Raw genomic sequence first — 14065 nt, 5'->3', positions numbered from 1 at the left:
GGGCCCTGTTGGCGTAGCCGCGCCGGACGCGCCGCGCGGAAGCCGGGGCCCGCGACGACGGTGACCCCCGGTTCGAGGACGAGTTCGCTTGGCCGGCCGTCGAACTGGGCCGAGCGTCAGCGCGACGTTCTACGTCGACGTGGCCCGATCCCGTGGTGCGGTACGGCATCGAGGGTCACGACGGGGCCCTGGCTGGAGACATCGGTGCCCCCCTGCGGGTGAGCGAGCCTCTTTCTGTCCCGGAGGGGAGCGCAATCGGCGGCACCACTTTCGGATGCGCGGCATCCGCCTGGCCGCGGCCGCCGGTCCGTGGGCATCATCCCGCGGGAAACACCCGGCCATGGTCGGCGGTGCCCTGGCCGGAGCGGCCGGGAAGCGTCCGCGCGGCCCGCAGCGGCTGAGCTTGCTCCGCGCCGGCGGACACCGTTGGTGTGCTGGTCGGACCGCGAGCTGGTTCTCGTAGTCGGCGGGGCTGCGGTAGCCGAGACCGCTGTGGAGCCTCCGCATGTCGTACCGGCCCCCGATCCGTTCGAGGAACGGGGATCGAACGGCGGCGCGGCTGGACCCGGAGTCCCGCACCGCGGTCCCGGTCAGGTCGGATTCCTTCGCGACCCGCCGCGTCGACCACCGCGCCGACACAGCTCCACGATCTCCGCCTCGCACTCCGGTGTGATCTGCGGCGTGAACGAGCGCCTGGGAGGCGGCTTCTTCCTGCCCGCGCTCTCCAAGATGATCATCCACCCTCCGAGGGGCGATTCACTCCCTTCTGTTCAGATCGAGCAACGCCGCAGTGGCCTCCCACAGTTGAGGACCGATGGGCGGCGCCTTGATCGTGCGGGGTCTGCCGTTCTCGTAGTACGCGCCGGACACGATGCCGTCCTCGGGCGTGGGGGTGACGAAGCGCAGCAACTGTCGCGCCGCCTTCTGCGGGGACTGGAAGAACAGGCGAGGCACAGGTGTCCGGAACAGTGCGCCCACAGGGCTCCGGCTGGTCCTGGCGAAGTTCGACGCGACACCGCCGGGATGGAAGGCCACCGAGGACAGGCCCTGCTCGTGGTATCGGTCGTGCAATTCCTTGGTGAAGAGGACGAGTTCGAGCTTGGCGTTGCCGTAGGCGCGCACGGGAGAGTAGTCGCGCGCGTTGTCGAGGTCGGTCAGGTCGACACGTGCCGACAGTCGCGCGGCGTTGCTCGATGTCTGCACGACGAGGGCCCGGGAAGCCAGCAAGGTGTCCAACAGCAGGTTGGTGAGAAGGAACGGCGCGAGATAGTTGACCTGGAACGTCTCCTCGAATCCGTCCGCCGTGACGTGGCGGTCCCCGAAGATCGCCCCGGCGTTGTTGACCAGTACGTCCAGGCGCGGGCAGTGAGCGGCGAGCTGTGCCGCGAGGGTGCGCACCTGGTGCAAGTCGGCGAAGTCCGCGACGAAATGGCGCACGCCGAGTTCATCCGCGACCGCCTTGGTCTTGACCGCGGACCTTCCCACGACGACCACATGGTGCCCGTCGTCCACAAGTCGGCGCGCTGCGGCGGCGCCGATTCCATCGCTCGCACCGGTGAGGACAACGGTCTTCGGCAAGGCAGGTCTCCTTCGCATCAGATGCTGTACGGGATGCTCCCCGCGAGATGAGGCCGACGGCCCCGGCGAGCCTTCCGGCGCGCTCCCGGCCCCCCCTGGAAAACCGGGCACCGCACTTCGGTTCCATCCGGGATGGGCGTCGGCGATCACCCGCTTCGCGTCCCCGGTCGGCTCAGGCGGGTTCGCAACGTTTGGGCGACCGCGGCCCTTCCGGCGGCCGCAGCGAAGTCGGATGCCGAGCCGAGGCGGCGGGGAACGAGGGGCGGGGAGCGAGGGGCGGTGGACCTCAGGGCCTCGTGACGGCCAAGGCGTCCAGCTGAGCGATCTGCTCCGGGCTGAGCCGCACGGTCGCGGCGGCAATATTCTCCTCGGCGTGGGCCGTCGAGGAGGTGCCGGGGATCGGCATCACGTTCTCCGCCCTGGCCAGCAGCCAGGCCAAGGCGACCTGGGCCGGTGTGGCGCCGATGCGCGCGGCGAGGTCGTCGAGCGGGCCGCCCGGCCCGGCCAGCGCGCCGATGTCCAGCGGGAACCAGGAGATGAACGGCAGACCCTCACGTGTGCAGTACTCCAACACGTCCTCGTGGTGGCGCTGCGTGACGCTGTACTGGTTCTGCACGGAGGCGATCTCCACGATCCGGCGCGCGGCCGCGACCTGCTCCACCGTCACCTCGTTGAGCCCGATCGCACCGATCTTGCCCTCGTCCTTCAGTTTCTTCAGCTCGCCGATCTGGTCCTCGAACGGCACAGCCGGGTCCACCTGGTGGAGCTGGTACAGATCGATGTGATCGACCCCGAGACGGCGCAGGCTCAGCACGCACTCCTGCCGGAGGTACTCCGGTCGTCCCAGTGTGGCGTACGCGCCCGGCCCGGACTGTGTCTGTCCGCCCTTGGTCGTGATCAGCACATGCTCCGGATAGGGGTACAGCGCGTCACGGATGATCTCCTCGCTGACATGAGGCCCGTAAACGCTGGCCGTGTCGATGAAGTCGACGCCCAACTCAACGACTCGCCGTACGAGTTGGATGAGCGGACCTCGGTCGGCAGGCTCGCCCCAGACGCCCGGACCGACCAGGCGCATGGCTCCGAATCCGAGGCGGTGGACGCTTTTGCCGGCGATCTCGATCGTCCCGGACGCGTGGTTGGGGCGATCCTTGAGGTGGTGCTCCTCGGTCATGGATATTCCTTCGAACGGGCAGCCGGTGACGGCCGCGGTGGGGTTCAGGGCAAACGGGGCGGGAGGGTGCCGTCGTGGGACGGGACCCGGCGTCTCCCGTCCCGTCGGCGGCGAGGGCTGCGCCGTTACACTGCTGACGGGGCGGGCGAGGATGCCGTCGGTGCCACATCGGACCAGGTCGGGCACCCGGGGCTGCCGTTCAGCCCACTCGTCCGACTGTATGGACAGCAGCCCACGCCGCGCTTGGACAACTCGGACGTCCATGTGGAACATCGGTGCCACCGAGGCGTGGACGCGGCACATGCGAGGTTGATGGACCAGTGACGAGGGACGCCCGCTCGGGCACCGATGCGTCGCGCGGGGCGTTCTCCCTGGACACCACGGTTCCGGACGCGTCGTCGGAAGGCTTCGACAACTTCCGTCGCGGCTGGGAGGAGCACGTCGGAGACGGCTTCCCGCTGCCGAACATCAGCCGCGCCACCATCGGTGACTTCCGGGTCAGGACCCGCGCCGCCAAAGTGCACGACGTGGCGATCACGGACGTGCACGGTGTGTCGGCCATCCGGACCGACGGCCGCCTCGGAGAGGTCGAGGACCAGGTGCGGATGTGGGTCGTACGCCGCGGCGCGTGGGCCTTGGGCGGCGGACCCGAACGTCATGAGGGCACCGTGTCGGCCGGGCAGTTCCTCCTGCGGCACGTCGGCCGGCCGTCACACTTCGAGACGGCACCGTCCACGACGGCGAGGGTTGTCGTCCTGCCCGCCACCGTGCTCGGACCGCTGCTCGGGAACCGGACCGTCACCGGGTCGGCGGACTCTCCCGAAGTACGCCTCCTGGTGGCCCACACCACCATGATCCACACCGTCCTGGCAGACCTCGGCCAGGACGGTGCCCAGGCGGCCCGCGGCGCCCTCGTCGAGCTGGCCAAGGCGGTGGCGAGTCACGGGTTCGACGACGAGGAACCCCGCCTGGCACCCGCCCTCGCCCAGGCCGCCAAGGACCTGGCGGAGCGGCGCCTTACCGATCCGGACCTGTCCGCGACGACCCTGGCGCGCGAGTTCAACGTCTCCGTCCGTACCATGCAACGGGCGTTCGCCGCCGGGGAGGAGTCGGTGACGGCCTACATCCGCCGTCGGCGCCTGGAAGAGGCGCGACGCGCCCTCGGCCTCTCGTCCGGCCGGCCGAGCGTCTCGGAACTCGCCGCTCACTGGCAGTTCGCCGACAGCAGCCACTTCATCCGCGCCTTCAAGAGGCGCTACGGCCAGACGCCCACCGAGTACATCCGCAGCGCCCGCTCGGAGACGAGCTGACTCGGCGAGCACCGGCAGCACGCCGGACATCGCCCGCCCCTCCCTCGTGGCGGTGCCGATGCCCTGCCCGATCACGTGCGGGCCGATCCCGCGCTCACGCGGTTCGGCGCCGAGCGTCACCAGGTGGAGGACCCCGATCCGGCCGGGTGATCACCGTGCCGTCATCGGCTCCGGTGCGCTGTGAGCGCGACGGTAGGCCAGTGGCGAGAGGCCCAGGTGCGTGTGGAAGTGCTTGCGCAGGACGACGGGGTCGCCGAAGCCGCAGACGGTGGCGATCCGTGCGACGGTCAGGTCGGTGGACTCCAGCAGCAGGCGCGCATGCACCAGTCGCTGCTGCGCCAGCCACTTCAGCGGGCTGCTGCCCACCTCGCCGCGGAACCGCCGGGTGAAGGTGCGCTCGCTCATGTGCGCGTGCCGGGCCATGTCCTCCAGTGTGACCGGCTCGGCCAGCCGGTCCAGCGCCCACTGCCGGGTCGCGGAAGTGGAACGGTCGGTGTCCCGCGGAACCGGGTGCTCGATGAACTGGGCCTGCCCGCCCTCGCGCCACGGCGCCACGACGCAGCGCCGCGCGGCGGCCGAGGCCACCGCCGCTCCGTGATCCAGCCGCACCAGGTGCAGGCACAGGTCGATGCCGGCCGCTCCGCCGGCGGACGTGAGGATGCGTCCGTTGTCGACGAACAGGACGTCCGGATCGACCTCGACATCGGGGAACAGCCGCGCCAGCGCGTCGCACAGCGCCCAGTGGGTGGTCGCCCGCCGGCCGTCCAGCAGACCGGTCGCCGCGAGCAGGAAGGCGGAGGTGCACAGGCTGACGATGCGGGTATTCGGCCCTATCCGGTCCAGCGCCGCGGCGAGTTCCCCGGGGAGCGCGCCGGTCGCGAGCAGGTGCTCGCTGGGTTCCTGCGTGGCGAGAACGACGGTGTCCGCGGCCTCCAGCGCCGACTCGTCGTGGTCGACGACGATCCGGTAGTCCTCGTGCGTGCGCACCGGGCGGCCGCCGAGGGAGCAGGTGCTGACGGAGTACAGACGGGTCCCGTCCGGTTCACAGGCCTCGTTGAACACCCGCGCCGGGATGCCCAGGTCCAGCGGCTGGACCCCGTCGAGGGCGAGAACGACCACGCGATGCGTCATGGCTGGAATGTTACGACAGGTGTCCCTCCGGCCACTCACCCGCCTCTGCGCGCACACGCCACGCTCTCTCTTGTGCCGGGACGCGGTCCCGGCACAAGAGACAGCGCGACGGACATGAGCGAGGACAACATGAGTGAGCACACGATGCGGGCAGTCACCCTCACGGGGTTCGGCGGAGCGGAGGTGCTGACCGTCGAGGAGGTCGCGCGCCCCGAGCCGCTGCCGACCGAGGTGCGGGTACGGGTGCACGCCGCCGGGATCAACCCGGTGGACTGGAAGACGCGCGAGGGCCAGGGCATGGCGGAGCTGCAAACGTTCCCGCTGATCCTGGGCTGGGACGTGTCCGGTGTCGTCGAGGAGGTCGGCTTCGGCGTCACCACCCTGAAGGCCGGCGACGAGGTCTACGGCATGCCGTGGTTCCCGCGTGCCGCCGGCGGCTACGCCGAGTACGTCACCGCCCCGGCCCGCCAGTGGGCCCGCAAGCCCGCCACCCTCGACCACGCGCACGCCGCCGCCGTGCCGCTGGCGGCGCTGACCGCCTGGCAGACCGTGGTCGACACCGCCCACGTCCAGGCGGGCCGGCGCGTCCTGATCACGGCCGCCGCCGGCGGGGTGGGCCACTTCGCGGTCCAGTTCGCCCGGCACTTGGGCGCCCACGTGATCGCCACCGCCCGCGCCGCACGCCACCCCTGGCTCAAGGCACTCGGCGCCGACGAGACCATCGACTACACCACCACCCGCTTCGAGGACGTCATCGAGGACGTCGACGTCGTCATCGACCTGGTGGGCGACGCCCATGACCGGACCAGCACGCGCGCGCTGAAGGTCCTGCGCCCGGGCGGCCTGCTGGTCGCCGTACCGTCCGGTGCCGCCCCGGAACTGGCCCGGGCCGCCGAGGCAGCCGGCGTGCGCGTCACCGCGTACCTGGTCGAGCCGGACGGTCCCGCGCTGACCACGATCGCCGGCCTGCTCGACGCCGGTGAGGTGGCCGTCGAGGTGGAGGAGACCTTCCCCCTGGAACAGGTCGGCACGGCCCACGCCCACGTCGAGGCCGGCCGCACCCGCGGCAAGGTCGTCCTCACCCTGACCGACTGACCATCCCCGCAAGCACTGAGGAGCAACACCGTGTACTACGAGATCCGCCGCTACCAGGCGCGGCCCGAACGCCGCGCGGAGTGGGTGCGCTACATGGAGGACGAGGTCATCCCGTTCCAGACCTCGCTGGGCACGGACGCGACCGCCTCTTTCGTCGATGCCGAGGACGAGGACGGCTACGTGGGGATACGCCGGTTCGAGGACGAGGCCCGGAGCGAGGCCCTGTACGAGCACGACCGCTGGAAGAACGAGATCGGCCCGGCCGTCCAGAGCCTGCGGATCGGCTTCACGGCGGCCGTCGCCGTCACGGACCAGGGCGGACATCTGAAGGCGTTCGACCGGGCCGACGACGCGCCCTTCCTGACCGCCCTGGGGTTCGCCCCGTCCGGTCACTGACCGACCACCGAAGCGGCGCAGACCGCCGGCAGCGCATGCCCCCCGGGGGGGGATGGTGCGCGAGCACAGGCCCCGGACCGGCGCAAGGGCGACACGCCTCGTCAAGCACGCGTCCCCAAGCAAGCGGCAGCGCAGCCCCAGGGCCCGCGTCGATTCCGCAGCGTCACCCACATCCGGCCGTTGTAACTCCCCTCCAAAAAGGCGAGCCAACTGCGCCAACGGCACGAAGTACCGGCTCGCACACCCGCTGCACGCCACGCCACGGGTACGCCACGGGTGCTCACGCAGCGCGCGAAGAAGGGAAGACCGCCCGCGCCTTATCGTTGGCCTCAACGAGAAAACCCCAGGTCACGGTGTATATGACCTGGGGTTCAACGGAGCCGCCTTCGGGATTCGAACCCGAGACCTACGCATTACGAGACCGAGAGCGTTCGTGCTGCTTGGTACCTCGTCGTGCTGCGTGGTGACGTTTTTCCTGACCAGAGCACGTGCGCAAGGTTGGCCCGTGCCACCCCGTGATGCGTTACCCAAAGGCGTCTGTCCACCGGCTGTCCACCGACGGGAGTTGTCACCGGCCCAGCAGCGAGACCAGAATTGAGCTCGCGACCACGTGTTCGACCGATCAGAAAGTCGAACGAAAGCCACTGTAGGACCTCCACAAGCACCCCTTCGCCGGGATTCGGGCATCCTTTCCTCCCAGTCAGACTCTGGTGACTAGCTTGTCGCTGGTGCGGAGGTGAACGGCAGGTTCCGTTGGAACTACGGTGGCTCCCCCCTTCAATCTCCCACGCTGGTGGCCGACAACCCGAGTCCGCGCCTCAGCGATTTCGGCGCTGCCTCAGCGATAGGGAGGACGTTGATCGTGACCGCAGACCGACGCGCGGGAGGCACCGGCACAGACACCGTCGTGGTCGCCGCCTTGCTGGTCTTCTTCGGAGTAGTGGCCTGCACCGCGCTGTACGCACCCCGCGAATGCAGCGACCGGGCATTCCGGCTGCTGGACTGGACGAAGGGCAGCTCTGAGCCCCCGGCCCCGGCGCCCGAGGCCAACAAGGAGGACGCTGAGGGACAACGGCGGATGACCCAAAGAGCGCGCCCCCCGGTATCGCCCCGATGCTCTTCAGCCCGGGCTGCGTCGACAAGAGGTGTGCGCGAGGCTCCGGCAGGGGATTCGAACCACTCGGGGCACCGGAGACCGGTGCACTGTTGAAGCCTGTCCCTCACCATCCGCTCGCGCATCGCGCGCACGAAGCCCTGCCAACAAAGACGGCCGGCCCTCAGCATCACCGTCGTAAGAGGGCACCCATAGGCGGCAGGAAAACATCACGCTTAAAGCGGGGTGCCGGTGTCATCCTGTGCTGGTGAACGTAGCTCTTCCCGACCGACTGGGCACAGTTGACCGAGAGTCCTGCGCGGCTGCGCGAGAAGTGATCCGAAAGCTCAATCTTTCCGCGCCCCCTGAGCAGATTACGGGACAGCAGGCAGTCACCTTCGTATCGGTGACCCGCACGCAATGGAAGACAGTATTGAGGGACGCCGACCTGTCCCGGCTTCAGCGGCAGACCGACGAGAAGGTTACGGAGATCCTGCGCCTGCGGACCGCTTCTGGCCGAAGCGTCGGGAAGCAGCTTCCGGAGTTGTTGCGGAGTCTCCACGCGTCGGTTGTTGCCTTGGGTGCTGTCGCAGAAGAGGTGTCCCGGTTCAGTCCGTCCCGTACGAGCGCAGCAGAGCGACGGTTGGCGACTGACCTGGCGCGAGCGAATCGGAGCGAGGCTCAAGCGCTGTTCGCCTGCCTGGAACAGGGATGGGCGGAGTCCGCTTGGTCTGCAGTACGGAGGTATGCTCTCGCGGCCCAGGCGGCCGGGCGAACTCTGGAAGCTGCCGCCAGGACTGATCACGTCGGCCTTCCTTACGAGGACGTCTACCAGCGAACGCTCGGGGTGTCGGCCAAGCAAGTGGGTCCCGGGTCGGGTGTGGCGTCGCGGGCCCGCCTCTTGGCCGCTTGGTCGAAAGCCCCGCAGATGCTCGATCATCGGCTGCGCCGGAGCGTGAGACATCTGATCGAAGACTCGCTGCCCCTAACGGTGATACTTCTCCATCACCTTGCCGTCCTAGCGATCTCCGATCGCCCCTTGATAACGCACCGTGCTGCCCTCCTGGGACGTGACATGGTGACGTCCCATCTGACGTCCGATCCGGAACTGGCATGTTCAGTGATGGCACGGCACGTCGCTCGAGAACCGGAGATCGTGTCCGCCCATCGAGGACAGATCGCCTACCTCGACGCTTACTACGAGGAGGAATACCAGGAAGAAAAGGCGCGGGCGGTCATGGACCTGCACCGGGCCGTGCTGGAAGCAGACGTCAGGCGCACGGCTGTTGTGGTACTGGAACTGCTGGGAAGGACAGTTCCGCAGGGGGCCCCGCTCGCCACCGTCCGGGATCTGCTGGCCACTCAAGACGGGCAGCCGCTGTGCAAGTTGCTTGCCTCGACGATCCGCTCTGAGTGGCGCAACGCGAACGCCCACGAGGACTTCCGCTGGGACCCTGTCAACGGCACACTCCTCTTGGGCGGACAGCCAGCCGATCTCGACGAGGTACTGGACGCGCCGCTCCGCGCTCGCGCCATTTGCCGCGGGTTCGAGCACGGGGTCGCAGTGGCCTACGCACAGAACGCATCGTTCGGGGTGCGGAGGACTCGAACTACGTCGGGCAGGACCTCTCCATACTCCAGGCAGCTGAAGAAGCCAGATTCCCGGTGCTGGACATCCGGCGCCATGGCAGTCTCGTGCGGCTGGACGTGCCCGACGTCTCCGTTGAGAGCCTGAGAGAGGCGTTTCGTGCGATCCTCAGAGCCGCCATCGCGGACCCCAGCGTCGAGTGCTGGGAACTACGTCAGGCCTCTCCTGACCGACCTCTGCTGCACGTGGACCGTGCGGGAACACGTGCCGGGCTCCAGATCGCGGAGCCCCTATGGGACACTGCCGACCCCCTGCCTTTCGCCGCTCTCCCCCTGCTGGCAAACGCCATGACCAACGCGGGAGAACCCGCCGAGACAACAGCGTCAACGGTTCTCTGCCTGGCAGCTGCCCACGTCCTCGGTGAACGAGACCGCTTGTCGCCTGCCCTTGCACACGGGGATTCAGCCGCCAAGGACGAGTTGATCAGCACCACGAAGCTGATCAGCGACGGCGCCAAGGCGGCAGCGCACCTGATGGAGGGAGCAACCCACCGCAAGTTGCGGGCCTTCGCTGAAGTTCTTGCCGGAGAGTGGCACCGGTTGAAGAGCGCTCCCCCCTTCGCACTTGTGCGCGAGTTCGCGCCGGCGTATCGGGCCCTGCGGAGGCACGGGCCAGCTCAGCTCCCATGGATCACAGGACTCAACGACGCTGCCGTCTGAGATCCCCGACACGGTCGGACTCAGATCACGCTTCAGAATTCAGCGCGCGGGCGAGATGGCCGACAGGCTGATCATCCTGGCCGAGGATCAGGACTGCTTGCCGTCCGTCGTCGTGGTACGAGGGTTCGGAACCGAGTTCTGGTCCGCGGCCTTCCCCTTTCCGTCCAGTCCCAGGGACTGCTTGATGTTCTCGTAGTCGACGACGGGGGTGCCGATCCTGGCCACCGTGTGCCCGTGCGAGGTCAGCATGGCTTCGGCGAACGGGCTGTCCAGCGTGGCGACGCGGGTCCACAAACGGACCTCTGCCAACGGAACAGACTGCACGACCTCGAAGTCGACCAGGAGGTCCGGGATGACGAGGTACTTGGGCAGAATCCGGTAACGGGCGTTGTTTTCGCGGAACATCTCCAGAGCCGCGTTCCGCTCCCGGCTCCCCTTGACGGGGGATCCGGCCTCGATCCAACGTGCGATCAAGGGTGCTTCGCTCAACGGAACCGCCTTGGCGAGACGTACGTACTCGGCCTTGGCCGCGCGGTTGCCGCCGCTGGGCAGGTCCTCGTAGAGGTCGCACGCAGGAGTGAGGACGACCCACCAGCCGTCTTGGGGGTCCCGCAGAAGGTCTGCCGCGGTCACGTGCTTCGTGACCGGCGGCATCAGGTACATCCGGGCGGTCGACGCGTGTCCCATCACACGGTCCCCGGAGGAACCGAGCACGGCTCCGAGGGCCTCGACCGCGTTCTCCTTCAGCCAGGCCGCCAAGCGGTGCACGAGGACGGGGGCGATCTGGCTACGGTCAACAGCGCCGAGCCGGTCCCAGTTCGGGGCGATCTCGTCCCGCAGGAATCCGCGCACGTGCTCGTCCACGAGGGCAGTAATGTGCCGGGTGAGGACCGGGACACCGGACTCGAGGCCCTCCCGAATCGCGGTGACAGCGTCGTCCAGTCGGTTCTTCGGGACCACTTGGATGAGCGGTGGCTGCGCCAAGTCGCTTACCTGCTCCGCGAGGCCGGTGCAGAAGACGACCGGCACCCAGCGGGTCTTGGCTATCCGGTCGTGCAGTTCACGGCCCTGCAGGTTGGGGTGCGCGGCGGAGCCGCGCCGTGTCGCGTCCCTGACATCTAGAACAACCAGGTCGATCGCCTGGGTCTCCAGCAGGCGTTCGGCTTCGTCGAAATCGTTCTCGACGTGGATGTCGAGCGTTCCGAGGTCTGAGAGCTCCTCCGCGAGCATCTCGGACAGTTCCTCCGCGATGTCCACCTCGTCTTCGACGATCAAGATCCGGTACACCGCGCCCCCGTCCGTCACCCAACTCTCCTTCGCAGTCTTGCCCTGAATGTGGCTCCGGCGAGGGGCCCTGGCCTCACCAGGGACAGATCACCGTCGTAGAAGTCCTTCACGACGCTGCCGGCGATGCTGAGGCCCAGCCCGATGCCGTCCTCCTTGTCGCTGAAGTACGTATCGAAGATCATCTCTCGGATCTCCTCACGTACTCCGGGGCCGCTGTCGCTCACATCTATGTCTACCTCGTCGTCGGGCGTCCGCCTCGTCTCGATGAGGATGGCGCGCTCCTTCCCCTCGGGCAGGGTGGAAAGCCAATAGATCGAGTTCCCTACGAGGTTGTGGACCACCTGGGAGATGTCGCCGGGGTCAGCCGTCACTGTCACGTCCTCGCCGCTGACGGTGACGGTAATGCCGTGCTTCTTGAGCGTGCCTTCGTGGACCGCGACGGCCTCGTCGATCGCGGCTTGGAGGGACAGGGCGCGGGGGCGGCCTCGCCGCCGGCCGCTGAGCGGCTCGACGCGGGTGAAGAGCCGGTCCAGAGCCTGTTCTTGCGCCGTGAGGTCGACGTGCATCTTCGTGAGAGCGGAGGCGAGTTGTTCGTCCTCGTCGCGCTTACGGCCCGCCAGCTTGTTCAGTCGGCGGAGGACGTAGGCGATCCGCGTCAGTGCCGTCCGACCGTCGTGCAGTACGACGTCGACCAGCGCTCCGAGAGTCGCGAGGCGGGAGAACTGCGAGAGGACCTCCTGGACCTTCTCGACGCTTTCGTCGATCGTTTCCTGAGCCTCCTCCAGTGCGCGGCTCAACTCGGTGTCGTCCGGATACTTCGCGTTGAGAACGTCCCGGACGGGCGAAAGGGTGAAGTTCTGGAACAGGCCGTGACGGTCGCTTCCGGCACCGGAGTGGGTGTCCACCGTGACCGGACCCGACTCGCGGCCCTCTCCGTTCGGACGACGCAGCCCGTAGCGCCAGGTCTCGAGTCGGCTCACAGCCTGGGTCAGGACACCCTTCAGGTCCTCGTACTCGGGAGAGTCGATGAGTCCTTCCCGGTGCGACCGGTCCCGAAGCCCGGGATTACCGTCTGCCGATATGTACACAAAACCCGCGACCTGGTTGTTGGAGAACCGCATGGTGGGGTTGTTCACGCGGCGGAGGTCGAAGCGCAGCCAGTCGAAGTCGACCTCGCCGAAAGGCTGCACCCGGAAGCCGTCCCTGTAGAGGGCGACACCGCTGTTGTCCTTGATCAGCTTACGGACCTCGGTGATGTTGCGAGCCCCGAGGTCGATGTTGAGCATCTCCTTGAGGGAGGCCGGGTCAAGGTCCCAGGTACGGAGGTCAAGCTTCAGGGGACCGCACTTGGGTGCCTTCCCGTGCGACGGGAACAGGTACTGATTCACGGTCTCCGACTGCCCGGACGTCAGGTTTGTCATGGCCAGGTTGGCGAGACCGTTTTCGTCGATGGCCCCTATGAGGCGGTAGTGCGGATGCGCCAGAGCTTCGCTGGCCGCAACGAAACCGGTGTGGTGGTCCAACGGCCCGGCCGGAAGGGAGAGATAGATCGCGAACTCCGGCTGGTCGGGTACGCCCAGCTCTACAGGAGGGGGAGGGGGGAGGAGTCGGGAAAGGGACCGCTTCAGGCTCTCCACCGACTCGGACCCCCAGTCCTGCCGAAGCCCTTCGAGCCGGACGAGGGTGCCGTGAGAGCCCGTCCAGGCTGGCCGTTTCTCGCTTGCACGGAAGGCGCTTGTCACCTCGTCGAAGAGGCGTCGCGCTTGGCCGTTGTCGGCGAACACGTCGGGAGCACCCACGTTCCAGTGGACCGGCACCTGGTCGAGATAGGCGTTCTCGGCGGCGAAGTCGTTCCAGTCGAGCCGGATGTTCACCTCGGGACCGCCGGCCTTGCGACTCCTGATCGCGGTCACGGCACCGAGGCGGGCTGCGGAGAAGCGCCCGATCCCCTTTGCACCAAGAACCCTTCGCCCGAACTCCTCACTGCGTGGGGCACGGTGCCGGAACGGTGTGGCAATCTCCATCCAGGTGTCCCGGACGGTTTCGGGGGACATGCCGTGCCCGTCGTCCCACACCTCGATGGAACCGTAGCCCTCCTCCAGCGGCCCGTTGAACCTGATCACAACCAGGCTCGCATCGGCGTCGTAGGCGTTCTTGACCAGCTCCGTGAGCGCCACCCGCTCGTTGCTGATCAGTTCCTCACCGAGTGTGCTCATCAGGCGCGCACGGGGACGTAGGAACGTCTGTGTGTTCTCGGAGTCCACGCTCACCCCTCTGACCGCTCGCACCCGCACCCCGCCCGAGGAGTGCCAACTACGATCTTAACGGCGGGGAGGGCTCTGGAGGCGATGCTCAGGAGATTGGGCAGCACGTGCGCGGGGACGGGGGTTCAAGGTGGCTACAGCACCCGACGCCTGACGAAGGGGGCAGAGCCCGTGATCGAACATGTCTTCTGGTCCGGGGGTTTGTTGAGACAGATGACGTTCGTGGACGTATCACAACCGGAACAGGGTGGTCACGAGAAGCAGCCCAGGCGGTGTCCTCTAACATGGGGTGGCTCAGAGTAGAACACCGCATCAAGTTACCAATGGGTACGGTGAGTGGACAGCGGTGTTCACCAGGCAGGTCACCCGCGTGACAGACAAGGCTCTACGGCGGCGTAGACCGACCGGAAACCTTGTCTTCGCAGCGTCG

At 67.9% G+C, this 14065-nt stretch carries 9 protein-coding genes; 4 read left to right on the top strand and 5 right to left on the bottom strand.

Annotated features, from left to right (window positions below; translation table 11 throughout):
* Positions 1-756: 756 nt before the first annotated feature.
* Both G3I42_RS25585 and G3I42_RS25580 read right to left on the bottom strand, forming a co-directional pair.
* Positions 757-1578 (bottom strand): SDR family NAD(P)-dependent oxidoreductase, encoded by an 822-nt coding sequence (locus tag G3I42_RS25585; RefSeq protein WP_164289710.1) that lies wholly within the window; start codon positions 1576-1578, stop codon positions 757-759.
* Positions 1579-1864: 286 nt separating this feature from the next.
* Entirely contained in the window at positions 1865-2752 is an 888-nt protein-coding gene (locus G3I42_RS25580) for an aldo/keto reductase (RefSeq protein ID WP_164289708.1), read from the bottom strand.
* Positions 2753-3072: 320 nt separating this feature from the next.
* On the opposite strand from G3I42_RS25580, the gene G3I42_RS37125 reads away from it, so the two are divergent.
* Complete coding sequence (locus G3I42_RS37125) at positions 3073-4062, top strand: helix-turn-helix domain-containing protein (RefSeq protein ID WP_343244663.1); 990 nt, start codon at positions 3073-3075, stop codon at positions 4060-4062.
* Positions 4063-4212: 150 nt separating this feature from the next.
* Here the strand turns inward: G3I42_RS37125 and G3I42_RS25570 are convergent, their stop codons facing one another.
* Complete coding sequence (locus tag G3I42_RS25570; RefSeq protein ID WP_164289706.1) at positions 4213-5193, bottom strand: helix-turn-helix domain-containing protein; 981 nt, start codon at positions 5191-5193, stop codon at positions 4213-4215.
* 129 nt (positions 5194-5322) lie between these two features.
* Here G3I42_RS25570 and G3I42_RS25565 point away from each other — a divergent pair, with 129 nt between their 5' ends.
* The 3 genes from G3I42_RS25565 to G3I42_RS25555 all read left to right on the top strand — a co-directional run bounded on the left by G3I42_RS25565 (position 5323) and on the right by G3I42_RS25555 (position 9512).
* Positions 5323-6288: an NADP-dependent oxidoreductase gene (locus tag G3I42_RS25565; RefSeq protein ID WP_164289715.1), complete on the top strand. Its 966-nt coding sequence runs from the start codon at positions 5323-5325 to the stop codon at positions 6286-6288.
* A gap of 30 nt (positions 6289-6318) precedes the next feature.
* Complete coding sequence (locus G3I42_RS25560; RefSeq protein WP_164289704.1) at positions 6319-6684, top strand: NIPSNAP family protein; 366 nt, start codon at positions 6319-6321, stop codon at positions 6682-6684.
* A gap of 1361 nt (positions 6685-8045) precedes the next feature.
* Positions 8046-9512, top strand: coding sequence for a hypothetical protein (locus tag G3I42_RS25555; RefSeq protein ID WP_164289702.1), 1467 nt, complete (start codon positions 8046-8048; stop codon positions 9510-9512).
* A gap of 659 nt (positions 9513-10171) precedes the next feature.
* Here the strand turns inward: G3I42_RS25555 and G3I42_RS25550 are convergent.
* Positions 10172-11389: a response regulator gene (locus G3I42_RS25550; RefSeq protein WP_164289700.1), complete on the bottom strand. Its 1218-nt coding sequence runs from the start codon at positions 11387-11389 to the stop codon at positions 10172-10174.
* Positions 11386-13635 carry a sensor histidine kinase gene (locus G3I42_RS25545; RefSeq protein ID WP_164289698.1) on the bottom strand — a complete coding sequence of 750 codons (2250 nt, stop codon included), beginning with the start codon at positions 13633-13635 and terminating at the stop codon, positions 11386-11388. The genes G3I42_RS25550 and G3I42_RS25545 overlap by 4 nt, the downstream gene beginning before the upstream one ends.
* Positions 13636-14065 lie beyond the last annotated feature (430 nt).

The sequence above is a fragment of the Streptomyces sp. SID11385 genome (assembly GCF_010548245.1).
GTDB lineage: Bacteria > Actinomycetota > Actinomycetes > Streptomycetales > Streptomycetaceae > Streptomyces.
Note: the sequence above shows the minus strand (reverse complement) of the source record. Positions and strands in the feature narration are given on the sequence as shown.

Coding starts and splice junctions, on each gene's coding strand:
- G3I42_RS25580 (WP_164289708.1), bottom strand. CDS start 2,752: ATGACCGAGGAGCACCACCTCAAGGATCGCCCCAACCACGCGTCCGGG.
- G3I42_RS25565 (WP_164289715.1), top strand. CDS start 5,323: ATGAGTGAGCACACGATGCGGGCAGTCACCCTCACGGGGTTCGGCGGA.
- G3I42_RS25570 (WP_164289706.1), bottom strand. CDS start 5,193: ATGACGCATCGCGTGGTCGTTCTCGCCCTCGACGGGGTCCAGCCGCTG.